Origin of the sequence: uncultured Streptococcus sp., assembly GCF_938036805.1 — a bacterium.
In the GTDB taxonomy this organism is placed as follows: domain Bacteria; phylum Bacillota; class Bacilli; order Lactobacillales; family Streptococcaceae; genus Streptococcus.
Genome location: NZ_CALHWC010000216.1, coordinates 17369 through 36034 on the forward strand (window position 1 = coordinate 17369; position 18666 = coordinate 36034).

The following is an 18666-nucleotide window of genomic DNA, read 5'->3' on the forward strand; positions in this document are numbered from 1 at the left end:
CTAATCAAAAATATCTTTTCTTCTAGCGACGGTTTTCTAAATCTTGGATAATTTCTGGTAACTTTTTATCCAAATCATAGAAAAACATCAATGCTCCAGCCAAAACAGACAAAAATAATGGGATGTAGGCGAAAACGGCCTTAATCGCAATAAGTGCTGTTTCTGATTGAACTGTTGCTCCTGCAACATATCCTCCTACAGCCATAACGATACCGAGAATCCATCCCCCAAGGCCTGAGCCAACTTTTTCTCCAAAAGTAGCAGCTGAAAAAATGAGCCCGTCTGAGCGAATTCCTGTTTTCCATTCACCATAATCGGAGACATCACCCAGCATGGCAAAACCTGCCACTGCCATCGGAGCAGCACCAAGACCGCGGATAGCCAGTCCAACTGACACCATGGTGAATTGTGCTGGAAATAGAGCGATAATCAAAGAGCCTACCACAGAAATTAGAGCACCAAAAATCATAACATTCTTCTTAGATAGTTTAGCCATTAGTGCTGGAACAAAAAGACTACCTACAAGAATTGGGGCAAAAGACAACATCCCAATGAGAGCAACTTTGCTAATATCACCAAGAACATATTGCGCATAATAAATATTAATACCACCTAAACCTGAGCTGATGAAAGTAATCAACATCGTTAAAATTAAAATAATCCAATATTTATTTTTAAACAAAGCGTTAATGTTATCTTTCGTAGAAACCTTTTGCGCTTGATCGGCACGGATTGCCTCACTTGTTTCTAAAACGCGTTCTTTTGAGTTCTTGTATAAAATTGTCAATAATACGGCAGACACTAAAGCAAAAACTGCAGCCATTTTTGTCCAAGAAGATGTAGCAGTTACATCACCTAACAAGCGAACAATATATAGAACACTAGCATTGACCGTAAGGGCACCTCCAAAACCGAATATCGTACGCGAAGTTGATAAATGTCCCCGTACTTTGGAATCAGAAGAAGTGGTTCCAATTAGCGTATTGTATGGCACCATCGTCATTGTGTAAACACCAGCTAATGAAATAACATAAGTAACAAATGCATAAATAGGACGCATTTCATCTGGTAGGAAAGAAGGCGAAGTAAATAATAGTATCAAGGCTAACGCATATGGAATAATCATTCGTTTAATCCAAGGACGTGCTTTACCGTTTGCCGTAGCAGTTCTGTCAACAACTGCACCCATCGCTAAGTCAGATACCCCATCAAAAAGACGAGCAAATAACAAAATAGTCCCCACTATACTCATTGTCAGTCCAACAACATCAGTATAAAAGTAGGTAATAAAACCATTAGCAGTCGTTATCATTAAATTGGCTGCTAAATTGCCAAAACCAAAAGTGATTTTCTCACTTAAAGGTACAACAGCTTGTTTTACATTTTTGTCCATTTGTCTTCCTCCAAAAACTAAATAATTTAGATATTTTTTACACCATTTAGTTTATCAAGTGTTGTATCCGTTTACAATGCACAATAAATAGTATATAATGAACTATCTACATATTTTGGAGGAATTTATTCAATGAAACTGACTGAATTAGAAGATTTTCTACATCAAATTAATATATTTGAAAAAAAACAGCGAGAGACAGGAATTGCTATTAATGATTTTTCAAATTCATCGGTCTTTGACTCTTTACAAACGGATCCTAGCTACATTGACCCTGGTTTTAATATTGTAAGATTTCCTAAATCAATGTTTTTTTCAGAATGTAGTAATATCTTTATAAGTCGACACAATCGTTTTGCTCCTATGGTTGAACACCTTCATGACTTTATCGAAATTAACTACGTGTATTCAGGGACATGTACACAAATAATAAATGGTGAGAAAGTTTTTTTATCACAAGGTAGCCTTTGTGTATTAGATAGAAATGTACCACACTCTATTAAAGCACTTGGACAGGACGATATTTTGATTAACATTTTAATTAATGAAGAAACCTTTTCATCACTATTCCTTTTTAAACTTCAAAACACCTCTAATTTATTAGGTAAGTTTCTTGCCGACGCCTTTAATCAAGAATCACAGCATAACCAATACATAGTATTTGATACCAAACAAAACCCAATTTTTCATAATCAAATTCAGCTAATGCTCTGTGAATATTGGTCAAAAATGCCTCAGGGGAGTGAGTTTTTATCTCACTATCTACAACTTATTTTAATGGAATTAATGCGAATTTATAGTGAAGAAACTTATAGAGCAGCAAGAACCAGTAATTTTGATTATGCAAAAATACTAATCTATATCGATCAAAATTATGCTAACTTAGCTCTCTCTACATTAGCAAAGGAGTTTGGATATAATCCTAATTATCTTAGTAATATGTTAAAAAAATATATTGGAAAAAATTTTCAGCAAATCCTTCTCGAAAAACGTCTTCTCATTGCTTGCGACTTGTTAACAAACACGAATTTATCAATGGAGGATGTTGCTTCTGAGTCTGGTTTCAAATCCTCTAGCTACTTCTTCAGACAATTCAAAAAACATTATTGTTGTACCCCAAATTCTTACCGTAAAAAATACTAAAAAGCAAGACATTACGACTTGTTCATAATTACAGCTTATATCCATCTTCCAAAATATTAAATACTAATCCACTATTTGACATCTTTAGAATTGACTTAGCTGTAGTGCTTGAGTTTCATATCCGATTGCTAACGGGTGTTCTAGTAAGACTTTTAAAAAATTTTAATCCTACTTCTATCACACTTTATATAGTCATTTAGTTTATCTTTGATTACTTCGTTAACTCGCTTTGCCGTACTTCAGTATAGCCTGCAGCTCGTTGCCTTGTACTAAAAACAAACTAAAAGACTATATAAAATCTTCCTCTTGCTTTTTTTCAGATGTTATTTTGCTTGACATGTATAATTCTCAAAAACTCTTTTCAAGTTCAATAATTATATCCTTCTTGATTAAGAACAATCCTCTAAATAGTTTTTGTTAGCATTTTTTCCTGTTGTCCTAGAGTGTAACAGGTATTCTTGCATTCTCGATAATATCAATCCAAAACCTTTATATTGGTGTAACTATATATTTCAGACTGTATTTTTCGGCGCTTTAAAACTTGACTATCTTACCAATTTGTTGCAGTCCATAAATGTTGACTTTATAGTAAAATGAAACACAAATAGTACATTGTGATATAATGTTTTTATGGCATATTCATTAGATTTTCGTAAAAAAGTTCTCGCCTATTGTAAACGAACAGGTAGTATCACCGAAGCATCAGATGTTTTCCAAATCTCACGAAATACCATTTATGGCTGGTTAAAACTAAAAGAGAAAACAGGGAACCTAAACCATCAAGCAAAAGGAACAAAACCAAGAAAAGTTGATAGAGATAGACTCAAAAACTATCTTAATGACCATCCGGATGCTTATTTGACAGAAATAGCGTCTGAATTTGATTGTCATCCAACGGCGATTCACTATGCTCTCAAAGCTATGGGATATACTCGAAAAAAAGAACCATACCTACTATGAACAAGATCCAGAAAAAGTAGCTTTATTTCTTAAACATTTTAATCGTTTAAAGCACTTAACACCTGTTTATATTGATGAAACAGGATTCGATACTTATTTTTATCGAGAATATGGCCGCTCATTAAGAGGACAATTGATAAAAGGTCAAGTATTTGGAAGAAGGTATCAGAGGATTTCTTTGGTTGCAGGACTGATAAATGGTGAGATAATCGCTCCGATGACTTATGAAGAAACAATGACGAGCGACTTTTTTGAAGCCTGGTTTCAGAAATTTCTGCTGCCAACATTAAGCACACCGTCAGTTATTATTATGGATAATGCAAGATTCCATAGAATGAGTAGGCTAGAGCGCTTATGTGAAGAGTATGGGCATAAACTTTTACCACTTCCTCCATACTCACCTGAGTATAATCCTATTGAGAAAACATGGGCTCATATCAAAAAACACCTCAGAAAAGTATTGCCAAATTGCGATACTTTTCTTGAGGCTCTTTTGTCCTATCCCTATTTCAATTAACTATATCAACTTTATCCTTATCCACCAAGGACTCATCTTTGAGTACCAAACGTAAACGAGTTGCACAATGTGTAGCGCGTGATATATTTTCCTTTCCACCAACAGCAGAAAGAATTTCCTGAGACATTAATTCATACGTCATTTTTCTTCTCCTTATTTTTTTATAATTAAGACTGCATCTTTCATAAAATGATGCATATTGACGACTGTTTTATTGAACTGTTCAATATATATAGCGGAAACAATTTCTTGTTTATGATCATCTAAGCTAATATATAACATATCTTTCGAAGACAAATCCCCCTTTAATTGTAATTTAATATTAGAAGGTACATAGATAATCCATTCTGTTTCTGTCTCTGCAGCACGAATTTCCTTAACAGCTTGGTAACAATTTGGGATGAAATTTGAGCCCTGTTGAAAAACACTTGAGTTCTCTTTAAGACCATTTTGAATAATTGTTTGATTGGGAACTAGTTGTTCAAAATGATGCTTTTCCATGAACGATTTTAAATAACCATAATCTGACGCACCTTTGAATGTCAAAGCCTGATGCCAATCATATGGGGTTTCGAATGATTCTCCAATTGATGAATCAAATTCCATACGTTCATCATGCCAAGACCAAATTCCATGAGCACCATAGGTTATACCAGCCTGAGCTCCAGATAAGACACTTTGCCATGCCACTTTCCGCACATCTTCTCGTGAAAAACGGCCATATGCATTTCGACTAAAGCCCATCATTTCATAACATGGTTCTGAATTCAAAACTGGTTTCTTAGGCTCTTTGTTAGCAAAGTATTCTCCCAACTCGTAGCACATAGATGGATAGAGTTGGTTGTGGCCTGATTGGTACATATAGAAATCCAGATTCGGATTCTCTTCTAATTGTTTCGGTAAATCCTTTTCTCTACCGCGTATATGTAAAGTTGTCAGAGCGTTTGGAGATAATAATTTCACTGTATTTAAACAAAGTGAATAGTACTCATTAATAACTTCCTCTGTCTGAAAATCCGTATCTCCGCTAATGATATATATTGGATTATATTGATCAAATCGTTCAACTACCATTCGTGTATAAGCTTCAACTTCTTCTTTTGGGAATAGGCCAACTTGTCTAATCTTTAGATCACTTGCCCAAGTATTTGGTAAATAGTTACACCATAATAATACTAAAGCAATTACTATTCCCTTATCTCTAGCTGTAGCAACCATTCGTTCCGCTCGATCAAAATATTCTTGATTAGGTTGGCTAAAATCAAATTCACCATTTTCGTTTACATGAAAAGGCAAATAGTTTAAATTGGTCGTACTAGAATCCCATTGCCAAAGCATATTTACTTGAATGACATTAAATCCTTGCTTTCTACGAGTATCCAGATAGTATTCCCAGTCTTCTTCACTGATATTGGTAAAAGCGCTCCAACAGGTATCGGCTAAATAGAACCAGGGCTTACTGTCTTTTATAAAGTTTTTTTTAGTTTCGGAAATTTCTAACATATTAACCCTTTCACGATAATTTAGTAACATTTTTTTATCACGATAATTTCAAATCCAATTACTTTTACAATTGTAATTATAACGCTTTCATATTATAATTTAAATATCAATAATTTATACTATTTATAACATTTTTTTGGGTAATATTATGAACGAAACTAAACTAAAAAATTATTTATATACCTTAACAAAATCTGAGGAACTCTATCTAAAAAAAATATATTTTGATTATTCGAATTCTAACAAAACAATACAACGAGATAAAGATATTGTTTATCAATTTTCGTTAAAGGAAGATATTGAAAGTCAAAATGGAGGGCAGTTTTTCATCCGGAAACAGAGTAGATTCGCGCCTGTTCCCACACATATAACGGATGCTATCGAACTGAACTATGTTTATCATGGCAATAGTACACACTATATAAATGGACAAAAAATTATTCTGCAAGAAGGTGACTTAATTTTGATTGATACAAATACTACTCATGCAGTTGAAAGTCCAAACTATGAGGACATTATTATCAGTATAAATATCAATCCCGATTATTTCAAAGACCATTTTCTCAACCAACTCAGCAGCTCGTCCCCTTTAGTTAAATTTCTTTATTATGCTATCTCAGATAGCCAAAATAACAATCAATACCTCTTATATCGCCAACAATCCTCTCCACAGCTTCACCTACTTTTTCAACAACTGCTAATGGAGGAAGTTGAGCCAAAACTCTTAAGTCTCCAAGTAAAAAATCATTACTTTCAATTAATCCTTTTAGAATTAATACGGTCGTTTTCGGTCGAAGTAAACGGAACTAGTGACGATAGCCATAAACTTCAACTTCTATTAAATGTACTGGAATATATAAATCAAGAATATGCTTCAATTACCTTAGAGTCTTGTGCAAACGCCTTCGGTTATAATACAAGTTATTTTAGTCATCTAATAAAAACGATTTCTGGACAGAAATTCAAAAAATTACTACAAAAAAAAACGGCTTGAGGTCAGTCGTGAACTATTGACAATATCAACTAAATCAATACAGGAAATTGCTCATGAAGTGGGGTATTCAAATCTCACCCAATATTACAGTGATTTTAAGAAAGCCTTTCACATGACCCCTGCATCATATAGAAAAAACTCAGAGCTAGATTGACCTTTCAATCTAGCTCTGAGTTTTACACAATGAAATCAAAATTCTTCTCAGAAACGAGACCCTTTTTAAACTGAAGCTCATCAATTCGAGTTGACAACAGATAGCTTTGATTTCCGCTTAGTATTAATTTTCGATTGGATGATAAAAACCTCCATTTCGTGTTTTATACGGAACGATCCATTCAAGAAATAAATCAACCCATTTATAGACTTGTGCATTCATATTACTAGCCTTCGTACCTGTACGTAAATCCCCAAGTACTAAACCATGTTTCCCTTTATCAAATAAATGTAATTCGTAAGGTATCCCAGCTTTTTCTAATTCAAGGCTGAATTCCAACGCACCTACAGAGGGAGTCAAAACATCTTCTCTTGTGTGCCAAATAAATGTTGGTGATCGCCTGCTCAATATCACTGGTCTTTCGGCCATTTGTTTTCAGTGTGATGATAGCTTTTAACTGGCGTTCAGCCAACGTAATCACCTCACTTTTACTCTTCTCCCCAATGATCGTGTCCCCTTCTAGATGGCCGAATTCTGTATGGAAATCTGGAAAAATCTCAGCCCGCTCTCGTAATTCTCTACGGAAAGCTTGTTGCCCTCGTTTTTCAGTATGACCATTGGCTTTGTGTTTTCCTTTCCAAGGCAGGTCTTCCTTCTTGAACATCCCACTCTCAACCAGTCGGTAAAACGTCCGCATGGAGCAGGAAATCCTATCGGGATAAGCTCCCTTGATGACATCCAAACTCCAATCTTTTTCCAAATGAGTTTGAATGAATTCCTGTTCTTCTGGCGATAATTGCGACTTTTTACGACCACAACGGCGCTTATTAGCCTTGTATTGCTCATAATAGTTCATTGCGGAATGTCCAGCTTTGAGATAGGCCACGACCTTGGCAATGGTATGACGATGACGATTCAGGCTCTTGGCAATATCAGAAATAGAGCTCCCATTTTTTACATAAGCCTCTATCATAACAAGCTCATTTGTGGTAAGATGACTTTTTATGTCTAACTTAATTTTACAAATTGGGGAGTAAAGGCATCAGGTGTTACCGTAATAGGTTCTGGAACGGGTTCAAGTTCCACCGTTACATGAGGTTTGGGACTATAAGGTGTCACTGTACGTGCAACTGGTAGGGTATTCAAGGCAAACCAGTATGACAATCCAACATTTTTAGGCATATCTCCCTGACCAAAGGTGACTGTATAGGTATTGCCCGATGTAACCGTTGAGACAATTGCTCCTTTATAAGCATAACGACTAGAAGTGGTTTCCCATTCTTCAGGTAAATTCAAATCACTTGTACGGTTGGAACCCAAAGAACGGGCTAGACCTTCATTAGTCACTTGAACGGTTGAACCATTAATCGGCACAAATTTCCCAGAAGTATCTTTGACATATTCTAGACCAATGTCATCTTATTCGTATAGCTATACAAATTAAAGCAACTCCTTAATTGACTGAGATTTCTAGTCTTGCTAAAGCGTCTTATTTACAAATTTCAAATCATATCATATACAAAATTATTAAACTAATTTTGTATTTTTTTCTACGTAACGCCAAGCTATCTTAGCGAAAAACTTTATTTTTTTTGTTATACTTTGTCAAAAATTACTTCCATCTTTATTCCCTCTTTTATTGAGTTGGCATATTTTAATAATTCCCCAGACTTCTTCAAATTTCTCACTGCTTCTTCATATTCCTCGATTTTGTTATCCATCTGGTTTTCGATTAGTGCAATCTCAGATTCAATCTGCTCAATTGTTAGCTCCTGTGATAAATTCATCTTGGAACACTCATACTTAGCTAATCTCTTGGTATCTTCATTCTCACTTTGTAAGTTTACAAGGACTTCTGCCATCTTGTTTAAGGTGGTAGTTTTTTCTTGTAGATTTGTCAAGTCAATATCTAGCTGTGCGATTTCTTCAACCAATTCATCTTTTAACTCAAGAAAGGATTTATTTTGAGTGTTCAGTGTCACTAACAAATTGATTTCTTCGATTTTTTGTTGAAGATCGACCAGACTTATTCGTTTCTTATATGGTAAAGACCTATTATCATATGTCAGTTGGCGAATCAAGTCTCTTCCTTTCATAAAGCGATTCTTTTCTGAGTCCTCTTTATGATAAATGAAATAAGAAGATGTTTCTCGAATAAACACCTTATACTGTTTCTTATTTTCTTGTTCTACGATATTTAGTTGATGATTTGGAATGAAGATTAGTCCTTCTTGTCCAATCCCCATCCAAACTTTAATAAAAAGCCCATCTGAAACCATCTTTTCAACTTGCCCTTCAGCAATCTCAACTTCAAACTCATGTACAGCATCTCTCTTAGTCTTGTACGTTTCGTACGCTTCGGTTATTTCTTCTACAGTCAATATGTCTGAATACTGTTGTGACTCAAACATTTCAAATTCTGTTTTTACTTCACTATTATGAAGCACTTCAACTACATCATGTTCCTTGAAATAACTATCAAAATACGTAGTGTCATAAAGATTTTTCTTACTTAATGACTTATTTGGTATGGAAATGCAGCTTTGTCCATCAGAAAGAACAAAATCTATCGTTTTTATTTTGCTCTTCAATTCTAATCCCAGTAACCCAGCTTTCTCAACTAAATCATCAAATGACTTGGATCTTGGCAACAAAAATTCTAAAATCTGTTCAATCTTTTTCTTGGAAAAGTAATGTTGAAAAGATTCTTTTGAATAGGGTTCCCTCTTATTCATTTTATCTCCTCGGATAACTTGCTTCATATCTCTATCAATCATAAAGAATCGACTATGTTTTCTTGAGAAATCTATTTTGACATTTAGTTGCTCAGCTTTTTGCATAAAATCATTGAAGTCAATTGAATGTTCCATGAGAAAAAATAACCTTTGTTTCAATTCGTATTTGTGATTAGAACGGCGATAGACTTCGTAATCCCTATGAGAAAAACGTTTAGGTGGAATAATTTTGGCACCAGCTACTTTAGAAATTCTATCTGAAATCATTTGTAAATTTCTCTCAAGAGCGTAGTCCCACTTCAACTTTTTTTGAGATTGACTATTGATTGAGTTGATAATAATATGATTATGACAATGGTCCTGATCAACATGAGTGGCAACAATGAATTTATATTGACCACCTGTCAACTCTTTTACTGTTTCATAGCCTATGCGGTTGATTTCCTCTGGACTTAAATTATCCTCAGGTGAAAAAGACTGAATGACATGATGAGCATGTATTTTCTGTTGCTTTTTCTCTTGTCTAACAAACCGTGAATTGTAGAGTTGGTCATTTGAAAGGAAATTATTTTGATACATCTTTACCAGTTCCATATAGTCAGGAAAATCAAGATAATTACTCATCCCAAAATCTGAAATCAACGATAAATTCCTGGTCTTCTTAGGATCAAGAATATACTTAATCAATTGACGGCGGTATTTTTTCCCATGAACGGCATAATGCTTAGTGATGACCATAAAATTCTCTTAATTGTTGGCACTTGATGTCAAAATCTTTTTGTAACTGTTTTTCCAATTCTGATATACAAAGCTGCAATTCTTTTACTTGTTGAAGACTTAATAGGTGGCTTTGATTTACCGCACGTGCAATCTGGTTTATATTATTTCCAATCCTACGAATTTCAAAAATCAGATCTTGAAATCCGCTTGTATCGATTGTAATAAAATTCATACCAGGATCGAGTAAGGTTTTTCTGGCATAATGAGAAAAGCTTGGACACTGACTCTGAGCAAAATTTTTGTTGAGGATAATTAATTCTTGATCACTCAAATACACCTTTTTCAAATTGGTTCGATAACGATTTTCCATAATAGCTTACCTCATGTACTTGTCTTTGAATGAATGGCTCAATGGAATACTTATCTCAATTTCCTTCATCAAGTCTTTGACACAAGTCAAAATGATTTCAAGATGCTCCATAGTAACGGATTGAGACAACCTTGCCAGAACAAGTATTTCATATACATCTCGGTAAATCTGTTCTACTTTTTGGTGCTGTAAATATTTTATCCATTCTTCAAGCTGCTGGGATGATTGGAGATTAATCTCCAATAATTTACCTCTAGCAAAAGGGGAAAATTGTTCATAACCTCCCTGTTCCATCAAATTTTGTATCTGTAGATACTCTTCTATTGAGAAATTGACTTCCTTACGTATCTCTCTAACTAGATTTCCCATGGTACTCCTTCTAATTCTTTATTATCGGTATATCCCCGCCCCGTATTAGACACGGCACTGCATAATATCTTCCTTTCTGGTCTTTGCGAGCTCAGACATTGTGGTCACAATATCCAAAAAATCATATCGCCAGCCTATCAAAACCTTCCAGTTTTGACAGCTAACGATAAGATAACTTGGTGGCTACGCCCCCTAACCCCCAGTGAAAAATCAAGATTTGATTTTCTTAGGAATGATATAAGGATAGCAAGGATGATTTGGAAAAGTTATCACATAGTAGACATGGAGGTAAGAAAAAAGAGAGCCGAAGCTCTCATTAATATTTTTTAAGATAAAAAATTCTTTTTAAATCGTTTAAAATCTGTAGTGTTAAAATAATTTTCAGCTTCGTTACCATTGCGCAGAAAATCACTTAAAGCTTCTATTATATCTACATATTGAGCTCCAATCATAGATTTTGGCAATAACTGTAATATCTCTAGTAGATTACTATTTTGAATCTTTCCGTATAAGTTAATACTACCACTACTTAATACAGTAAGCATACGTCTTACTATATCTTCATCTGAATTTTGAAAGAATCTATCATAATATATCCTACCTCCTGGTGAAACACCATTTTGATATGAAACATTCTTTCCTATTCTACAAATTAAAAACGCTTCTACCAATACATCTTTTCTTATTTCTGGAACATCTGACGGACTAGGAGATAACTCTAATATTTCCCTTGCAATCGGAGTTTCATTAGCATAATTATCCCAGTTAAAGTGAGCATTTCTCAACTGTTCACATTTTACAGATAATTGAATCGACTTATGATCTGTTGAATAATATTTTTTTCCATTTACTTTTTCAAAAAATAATTCAGATTGTTTTATTTTATACTCATCAAATTGTGATCTAAAAACATCTAGCCTTTCTCCTAAACTGTATCTGGAAGAATCTTGCGTGTATTTCCAACTTATCAGAGCCAGAGATAGAAAATTTTCTAGAACTATCTGTTTCCCTTCATAATTTTTAGATACAAATACTCCAAAAAGTGTACTAGTCAAATTTGCAATAAATTGTGAAGATAGTTCTTTTATACTTAATTCAAATTGCTCTATATCAACTTGTGAAAACGGAGTTTCTCTACTCTTAGTATTGTCGATAAGACTTTTTACTATTATTGCATGTTTATTAATTTTTTCGGAAATAACATCATCTACGCAAGTCTGTAGCCAACCTAATAATTCTGCTGTTCGAATTTGATCATCATTTGGATGCGAAGCTCCAACATGATTTCGCATATCTAAAATATGTGATAGACGTAAAAATAATGCTTGCGAAATCAAGCCTAGTTTCTTGCAATGGTCTAGTACTACACGATCTTTAAGATGTGGTAAGTCTTCTTCTGTCTTAAATAATCCTCTATCAGACTCACTAACTGCTGAATTAAAAAATATTTCCACCCCGTAATGAATTATTTTTTGGTAAATCTTAGTCATCACTTCATTCCAAACAAAATTCAATGAGGCATCATACAAACCTACTGCTGCTCCTGCTACAAATTTTGAAAGATATCTAGCATCAGTTTTTGATTCCTGAGGTATATTATCTAAAATCTGAGGTAGCATCTTTTGCATCATCTTTCTCTCCTCCTCAGAAGCAATAACATTCTCAGTAGGCAATCCATAACTCGCCAAATAATTCTCAAAACCAATAAATGAATTACCCGGTAAACTATCAATGTTGTTCCTAGTTAAGTCATTAGTCATAAAAGTAAATCCTCACTAAAAATTAATATTAACACTAAATAATAAATACTTAATTCCCTCTTCAATTATATCATACCAATACACAAATAAAAAGTTATCATTGTAGAGAGTTATAACGTTTTAAAAATTTGCATCTTAAAAAATTTTTGATATAATTGTTGCATAATAAAGCAACAGGAGTTTTGATTTATGTTTTCTGGTATCCGTCTTAAAGAATGTAGAATGGAAAAGCAATATTCTCAATCTGAGCTAGCTAATCTGTTAAAAATCAATAGAGCTTCATATAATAAATGGGAGGCAGGTAAATCCGTTCCTAATCAAAAGAATCTTGCTACTCTTGCAAGAATACTTGATGTTCCAACAACCTATTTTGAATCAGAATACAAGATTGTGAACACCTACCTCCAACTCTCCTCGGAAAATCAAGATAAGGTGGATGAGTATGCCGAAGGATTGCTTCAAACACAACAATCAATTGATAAGATTGTGCCACTATTTGCGGTGGAAGTGTTATCTGATGTTTCTCTTTCTGCTGGTCTTGGGGAATCACTATTTGATGAATATGAAACAGAAACCGTCTATGCCGAAGAAGAACAATATGGTTATGATATTGCTGCTTGGATTACAGGAGATTCCATGGAACCTATCTATCTTGATGGTGAAGTAGCTCTAATCCGTGCTAGCGGTTTTGATTATGATGGTGCCGTCTACGCCCTATCCTGGAATGACTCCGTCTATATCAAAAAACTCTATCGAGAAGAAAATGGTTATAGAATGGTATCACTCAACGATAGCTACCCTGATAAATGGATTCCTTATGAAGATAATCCTCGAATTGTAGGACTTGTCGTGAGTCACTTTATGCCTGTTATAGGAGCGTAAACATGTCAGTAACTGCTAAAGAAATGATTTATCTTAAAAACAATCGTATTTATTTTACGCCTTATCTCAAAGAGTATGATATTACCGATCATATTCAAGAACTGATAGAACAGTTAGAAAATCTAAAAAGGAACTAAAGACATGGGCTATATTGATTACACAAAAGAGCCGCGTTCAGATATAGCTTTCATTGACATGAAATCCTTTTATGCTTCTGTAGAGTGTGTAGACAGAGGATTAAACCCTTTACATACTTCTCTCTGTGTTATGAGCCGAGCTGACAACGCTGGTGGATTGATTTTGGCCTCTTCTCCCATGTTCAAAAAAGTTTTTGGAAAAAATAATGTCGGCCGTGCCTACGATTTACCCTTTGACATCACTACAAGAAAATTTGACTACTATAATGCCAAGCGTCAAGGCTTAGACATATCAGCACGTTATGTTTCTTATATTGAACATTGGGCTAAGCGAACGCTTATTGTCCCACCACGTATGGATCGCTATATCAAAAAGAATATTGACATTCAGCACATTTTCCAAGATTATGCTGCTCCTGAAGATATTCTCCCCTACTCCATTGATGAAGGATTTATTGATTTAACCTCCTCACTCAATTACTTTGTGAGTGATAAACAGATGGATAGAAAAGCGAAATTAGACGTCGTCTCTGCTAAGTTACAACATGACATTTGGAAAAAGACGGGTATCTATTCTACCATCGGTATGAGTAATGCTAACCCATTATTGGCCAAACTCGCTCTAGACAATGAAGCCAAACGAACACCAACCATGCGTGCCAATTGGTCCTACGAAGATGTGGAAACAAAAGTCTGGTCAATCCCTAAACTATCTGATTTTTGGGGTATTGGTTCTAGAACAGAAAAACGCCTTCACAAACTAGGAATTACCTCTATCAAGGAACTAGCCAATAGCAACCCTGATTTATTGAAAAAAGAATTTGGAAAGGTTGGGGTTCAGTTATGGTTTCATGCTAACGGAGTTGATGAAAGTAATGTTCATCAACCCTATAAACCAAAATCACACGGACTTGGAAACTCTCAGGTGCTACCTCGTGACTACGTTAAGCAGCGTGATATTGAGGTTGTCCTGAGTGAAATGGCTGAACAGGTGGCTATCCGAATGAGACGAGAACATCAGAAAGCGACTATTGTTTCCGTTGTTGTGACCTATTCTAAAACGGAAATGAAACAGCCAATCAACACTCAAATGAAGATAGAACCTACTAACCAAACACGTCTGCTTACAGATACCGTGCTAACGCTTTTTCGTAAAAAGTACACTTCAGGAGCTGTTCGGGGGATTGCAGTCAATTACTCAGGATTTGTTGATGAAAGCTATGCCTTAATCTCCTTATTTGATGATGTCGAAGCAACAGAGGAAGAAGAAAACTTACAGCGAACTATTGATCATATTAGAGACCAATTCGGTTTTTTAGCGGTTCAAAAAGGAACTGCCCTCTTAGACAGTTCCAGGAACATTGCAAGAAGTAAACTAATAGGAGGCCACTCAGCAGGTGGCTTGGAGGGATTACAATGATTGACCGATCATACTTACCATTTCAATCCGCAAGAGACTATCAAGATGTTAAAATGCAAAAGTGGATGGGGTTCTTTTTATCTGAACACACCTCTGCTTTATCAGATGACGATAAGCAAATCAACTATCTTTCGGAGCTATCGCTAAATCAAAAGTTGTTGTTACTCAGTCAAAGTTACACCAATCAATTAACGATACAGGTGACTAGAATACAGAAAAATGACTATCAAACTATTATCGGAACCGTTCCGACACTATCAACGGATGAGGTCATTCTAAAAACCAGTGACGGACATATCACTATCGCTTTAGAAGATATTATAACTATCACATTAGTTGAGGAGGTCTACCATGAATCAGCTTGATTTTTATAAAAATGAATTACAGATGGACTACTTCAGCGAACATTACCGAAAATTTGAAAGTGACTTCTATCGCTACTCAGCACTAGATACTCCACTGACTTTTCTAACAGATGATATTATGTTGGCAATGGCGAAATCAGCTAAAAACTATTTCAAACTCAATAAAGAAAATGCCAAAGACAATCGTGATCATTATTTTATCTTTGACATAGAAAATCTAAATGATAGTAAATTGACAAGAAAGTATGTTTATCAGCGAACAACAAGTATTAGACAAAAAGATTAGACCAACATTAACGCCTAATTTTTTTACTCATTTTTAGGTTTCTTCGCCTGCCTAAACTGCTCTATCCGTTTTTCAAGTTGCTCAGTCTTCAGCATATTCTTAGCTTCAGTAATGGTCTCATCTAGGGTCGGCTCCTTTTGTACATCTTGAGGAGCTTTTTTTACGTCACTGGTCGATTGACTGGTCGAATCAAAAACAACATCTAATAATTGGTTGACCTTATATAAGTCAGCTTCAGACATTCCTGATAAGCGATGAATGAGCCGTTTAAAATTAACTTGGTTATGTCTTTGCTTTTTGAATAACCTCATCTTCTCTCCTTTTAAAAAGCAGCCCTTGTAAGGGCTGCTCGTACTTACAAGTCATCAATAGCTTCTGAAATGGCTTGTAGTTTTTTATTGTGCTTATTCTTATCATCAATCAACTGGTGCAACTCTTCGATTTTCTTCTGACTTTGAAGAATGTCCTCATTATTTTGAGCCATGACATTGGCTAAATGTTGCTTGTAGTCGCTGGTAATGGTAGGCGATGGAACTTGTCTTGGCTCTATTTTCTCCTGTGGCTTTGGTTGTGAAACAGACTGATCTTTAGCCTTTTGTTGTTCCATCTCAAAGGCTGCTACATAATCCACATCTTCAATTTCTTGATGTTTTTCCTGATGAAATAGTGCCGCAATCTTCGCACGTTCTTCTGATGAAGACGTTGGTATTTTATCATCTAGGGGTTGGTCAAAGGTCCAATTTTTTGTCATGTGTTATTCCTCGTTTCTATTATCGGATAGTGTTGGTTGTTCTTCTTGGCCAAAGGCCTGCGTCAATGCTTCATCAAAAGTCCAGGAACTATTTTGTTGGCGTTTGATAAAGGCTTGATACATCGCTGTTTGTAATTGATTGCGATAGGTCTCTAGTTTTTCCGTCTCCTTCGCAACTTTGTCCTCTTGCCTAGCTACTCTTGCAGCTAAGCGTTCAATCACACTCATAGGGTCTCCTCCTTATTCCTTTCTAGCTTATGATAAGAAACTTGATTTTGTTATCACAAGTCTAAAACCATATTTCGCTTAGGTGAAGGGTTACTTCTGACAACCTGTAACTTAGCCGGTTGGATCACATCCTTTAGAGAAAGATCTCTCTGAAATTTCACGACATCGTTCCAATCAGCTTTAGTTTCCAGTTCCTGTAATGGTGGTAGGTCTGTTTCAATGGGAAGTCCTTTCTCAGATAACTTCTGACAAAAATCACGCCCTGCTTCGTCATAATCAACAGCCAAAGTCAATAAACCTGAGTGTGTCTGAAAAAAAGTAGTCGTCTCCTGAATGGTCTGAAGGTAATGCGTTAATCGACTTGGTTTGACAGTATCTAAAAACTCAAGTTTACCTTGTTCCTCAGCGGCTAGTCGTAGGCTCTGATAAGCAATCACAGACAGTTTTAAGCCTTCCATAGAAACCAAACGAACATCTGATAACTGCTTCTCATGAAGTTGATAATAGCTCATCATATCAACCACCGATTCACAAAAGATAAGGCGTTTAGGTTTTTCTATGTCAAAGCTCATCCCTATATAACCATGAGAAGCTTTCATGATTTTCTTGAGGTATCCTCGATCATGTCTCTCATTATTTTTGACAAGCCCTTGCAGGCTTGCCCCTTCTAACTGACCCTGATGATTATAACTCTTAAAGACAAGTACAGATTCCTGAAAGGCCTTTGTCTGATAATGAGCCTGTGCTAACAGCCCTTGTCTGCCAAAAGCATTGATGGTCTCATCACTCAAACCACGGATCTGCTTCAAATAAGTTCGTGCTTGGTCAAATGGTTCTTCTCTTAGATAATAACGAAAGGGTTGATAGGTCTCTTCGACCACCTTAGCCTGTTCAAAGTCTCCAGTTTCAAGGTAAGACAAGGCTTCTTTAAAAGACACCCCTGCCATTAACTGAACGAAATCAATCACATCTCCTTGTATATCACGTGAAAACCATTTAAAGGTATTGGTATCCGCAAAAATTTTAAAGGAATCGTGTTCTGGATGTTCATAGACTTGTCCTGATAATCTTCTAAAAGAATAGCCTAGACTTCCTGCCACGTCTAAAATCGCCTTGTGTTTCACTGCTTCAATTCTTGTCATCTCATCTCCCTATCAAAAAAAGCAGAAGAGTAACTCCTGCTAGTTGGTCTCACCTGTAGTAGTGCCTTGAATCTTTGGAATGCTTGATTTAACTCCATCAGAAATTTCTTTTAAATCCTCTAGTTTCCCATTCCAAATGGTTACCTGATTGACAAGGAGTTTATCTGACATTTTGGCATAAGAGAGTTTAAGAGTTCTTGTTTCTGTCTGTATACTTTTCTGAGCCTTATCGCTGACATCTGACACATAAACAACTTGATAAGTAACCTCTGCAAGGGCTTCATTGTCTTCTGTATTGACATAGATTTGAGCAGATTCGAAGCGATAATCCAACATATAATCCTTATAGACTTGGTTGATGGATTCTTCTTGACGAGCAACTTCTTCCTTATAAGCAGAATCTGTCATATAGGGCTTAATACGGTTGTTGTTCTCTCCCAGCTTTTCCTTGGTGTAGTATTGCGTGAGAAATTCCTTAACCAATTCATCAGAAAGGACATTTCCTTTTTCCTTTTCTTTCTCTTTGGTCAACAGTTTATGAGCCTCAGTCTGAATTTGTTTCTGTGTATGATTGGTAACAGACTGAGAACCAATGGTGTAACCCATCATCACCATAAAGCTGGTGACTGCTAGACCACCGAAGCCAATGAGCAACCGAGCCTTCATTTTGTTTAACATCACTAGCGCTACCTCCTTTTTTCATAAGATAGCACCATCATAACAAGATGAACTTGAAAAAGTTATCACAAGAAAAATATATTTAATAGTAATTTGTGGTATACTAGTGATAATAAATTGTTATCGGTAGGAGAAATGTAGTGAATGAAAAGCTAGATT

The 18666-nt window shown here is 35.4% G+C and carries 22 protein-coding genes and 2 pseudogenes; 9 read left to right on the top strand and 15 right to left on the bottom strand.

Translation table 11 applies throughout. The features are described from left to right. Positions 1-22 precede the first annotated feature (22 nt). Positions 23-1393 carry an MFS transporter gene (locus Q0191_RS09335; RefSeq protein ID WP_297665904.1) on the bottom strand — a complete coding sequence of 457 codons (1371 nt, stop codon included), beginning with the start codon at positions 1391-1393 and terminating at the stop codon, positions 23-25. Positions 1394-1525: 132 nt separating this feature from the next. Here Q0191_RS09335 and Q0191_RS09340 point away from each other — a divergent pair, with 132 nt between their 5' ends. Further along, positions 1526-2536, top strand: a complete 1011-nt coding sequence (locus tag Q0191_RS09340) for an AraC family transcriptional regulator (protein ID WP_297665906.1) — start codon at positions 1526-1528, stop codon at positions 2534-2536. A gap of 630 nt (positions 2537-3166) precedes the next feature. Next, positions 3167-4013 (top strand): IS630 family transposase gene (locus Q0191_RS09345; RefSeq protein ID WP_297665908.1). Its coding sequence is split into 2 segments (ribosomal slippage): positions 3167-3486 and positions 3485-4013, totalling 849 coding nucleotides; the frame shifts between segments, so codons are not numbered across the junction. A gap of 7 nt (positions 4014-4020) precedes the next feature. Here the strand turns inward: Q0191_RS09345 and Q0191_RS09350 are convergent. Continuing rightward, a pseudogene (locus Q0191_RS09350) lies at positions 4021-4155 on the bottom strand (PTS transporter subunit EIIB); the annotation flags it as partial. 11 nt (positions 4156-4166) lie between these two features. After that, a complete protein-coding gene (locus Q0191_RS09355) occupies positions 4167-5516 on the bottom strand; it encodes a DUF4038 domain-containing protein (protein WP_297665912.1) in 1350 nt (449 codons plus the stop codon). Between the two features lie 148 nt (positions 5517-5664). Here Q0191_RS09355 and Q0191_RS09360 point away from each other — a divergent pair, with 148 nt between their 5' ends. Next, positions 5665-6510: an AraC family ligand binding domain-containing protein gene (locus tag Q0191_RS09360; RefSeq protein ID WP_297665914.1), complete on the top strand. Its 846-nt coding sequence runs from the start codon at positions 5665-5667 to the stop codon at positions 6508-6510. Then, a complete protein-coding gene (locus tag Q0191_RS10510) occupies positions 6467-6664 on the top strand; it encodes a helix-turn-helix domain-containing protein (RefSeq protein ID WP_367170455.1) in 198 nt (65 codons plus the stop codon). The genes Q0191_RS09360 and Q0191_RS10510 overlap by 44 nt, the downstream gene beginning before the upstream one ends. Before the next feature lie 123 nt (positions 6665-6787). Here the strand turns inward: Q0191_RS10510 and Q0191_RS09365 are convergent, their stop codons facing one another. The 7 genes and pseudogenes from Q0191_RS09365 to Q0191_RS09395 all read right to left on the bottom strand — a co-directional run bounded on the left by Q0191_RS09365 (position 6788) and on the right by Q0191_RS09395 (position 12618). Then, positions 6788-7024 (bottom strand): hypothetical protein, encoded by a 237-nt coding sequence (locus Q0191_RS09365; RefSeq protein WP_297665916.1) that lies wholly within the window; start codon positions 7022-7024, stop codon positions 6788-6790. Then, entirely contained in the window at positions 6987-7691 is a 705-nt protein-coding gene (locus Q0191_RS09370; protein WP_367170457.1) for an IS30 family transposase, read from the bottom strand. Before Q0191_RS09370 ends, Q0191_RS09365 begins: the two co-directional genes overlap by 38 nt. After that, a pseudogene (locus Q0191_RS09375) lies at positions 7691-8083 on the bottom strand (GbpC/Spa domain-containing protein); the annotation flags it as partial. The pseudogene Q0191_RS09375 and the gene Q0191_RS09370, both read right to left, overlap by 1 nt. Before the next feature lie 176 nt (positions 8084-8259). Continuing rightward, positions 8260-10137, bottom strand: a complete 1878-nt coding sequence (locus Q0191_RS09380) for an SAG1250 family conjugative relaxase (protein ID WP_297665920.1) — start codon at positions 10135-10137, stop codon at positions 8260-8262. Then, a complete protein-coding gene (locus Q0191_RS09385; protein WP_297665922.1) occupies positions 10124-10489 on the bottom strand; it encodes a MobC family plasmid mobilization relaxosome protein in 366 nt (121 codons plus the stop codon). The genes Q0191_RS09380 and Q0191_RS09385 overlap by 14 nt, the downstream gene beginning before the upstream one ends. A gap of 6 nt (positions 10490-10495) precedes the next feature. Further along, entirely contained in the window at positions 10496-10858 is a 363-nt protein-coding gene (locus Q0191_RS09390) for an SAG1252 family conjugative relaxosome accessory protein (RefSeq protein WP_297665924.1), read from the bottom strand. 326 nt (positions 10859-11184) lie between these two features. Next, on the bottom strand, positions 11185-12618 hold the full coding sequence (locus Q0191_RS09395; RefSeq protein ID WP_297665926.1) for a hypothetical protein: 1434 nt from the start codon (positions 12616-12618) through the stop codon (positions 11185-11187). A gap of 189 nt (positions 12619-12807) precedes the next feature. On the opposite strand from Q0191_RS09395, the gene Q0191_RS09400 reads away from it, so the two are divergent. Genes Q0191_RS09400 through Q0191_RS09420 form a run of 5 tightly spaced genes read left to right on the top strand, consistent with a single transcriptional unit; the run spans position 12808 to position 15708 of the window. Continuing rightward, positions 12808-13500, top strand: coding sequence for an XRE family transcriptional regulator (locus Q0191_RS09400; protein WP_297665927.1), 693 nt, complete (start codon positions 12808-12810; stop codon positions 13498-13500). Positions 13501-13502: 2 nt separating this feature from the next. Beyond that, positions 13503-13637 carry a hypothetical protein gene (locus Q0191_RS09405; RefSeq protein ID WP_259273733.1) on the top strand — a complete coding sequence of 45 codons (135 nt, stop codon included), beginning with the start codon at positions 13503-13505 and terminating at the stop codon, positions 13635-13637. Positions 13638-13641: 4 nt separating this feature from the next. Then, positions 13642-15057, top strand: a complete 1416-nt coding sequence (locus tag Q0191_RS09410; RefSeq protein ID WP_297665928.1) for a Y-family DNA polymerase — start codon at positions 13642-13644, stop codon at positions 15055-15057. Then, positions 15054-15422, top strand: a complete 369-nt coding sequence (locus tag Q0191_RS09415) for a hypothetical protein (protein ID WP_297665929.1) — start codon at positions 15054-15056, stop codon at positions 15420-15422. Before Q0191_RS09410 ends, Q0191_RS09415 begins: the two co-directional genes overlap by 4 nt. After that, positions 15409-15708: a DUF5960 family protein gene (locus tag Q0191_RS09420; RefSeq protein WP_125371699.1), complete on the top strand. Its 300-nt coding sequence runs from the start codon at positions 15409-15411 to the stop codon at positions 15706-15708. The genes Q0191_RS09415 and Q0191_RS09420 overlap by 14 nt, the downstream gene beginning before the upstream one ends. Positions 15709-15731: 23 nt before the next feature. On the opposite strand, the gene Q0191_RS09425 is transcribed toward Q0191_RS09420, so the two are convergent. The 5 genes from Q0191_RS09425 to Q0191_RS09445 are packed head-to-tail and all read right to left on the bottom strand — an operon-like array spanning position 15732 to position 18507. Continuing rightward, complete coding sequence (locus Q0191_RS09425) at positions 15732-16019, bottom strand: hypothetical protein (RefSeq protein ID WP_297665931.1); 288 nt, start codon at positions 16017-16019, stop codon at positions 15732-15734. 44 nt (positions 16020-16063) lie between these two features. Continuing rightward, positions 16064-16459, bottom strand: coding sequence for a DUF5945 family protein (locus tag Q0191_RS09430; RefSeq protein WP_297665933.1), 396 nt, complete (start codon positions 16457-16459; stop codon positions 16064-16066). A 3-nt stretch (positions 16460-16462) separates the two neighbouring features. Next, on the bottom strand, positions 16463-16687 hold the full coding sequence (locus tag Q0191_RS09435) for a DUF5965 family protein (RefSeq protein ID WP_297665935.1): 225 nt from the start codon (positions 16685-16687) through the stop codon (positions 16463-16465). A gap of 53 nt (positions 16688-16740) precedes the next feature. Further along, positions 16741-17829, bottom strand: a complete 1089-nt coding sequence (locus Q0191_RS09440; protein ID WP_297665937.1) for a toprim domain-containing protein — start codon at positions 17827-17829, stop codon at positions 16741-16743. A gap of 39 nt (positions 17830-17868) precedes the next feature. Further along, a complete protein-coding gene (locus tag Q0191_RS09445; protein ID WP_297665939.1) occupies positions 17869-18507 on the bottom strand; it encodes a peptidylprolyl isomerase in 639 nt (212 codons plus the stop codon). Positions 18508-18666: the final 159 nt, after the last annotated feature.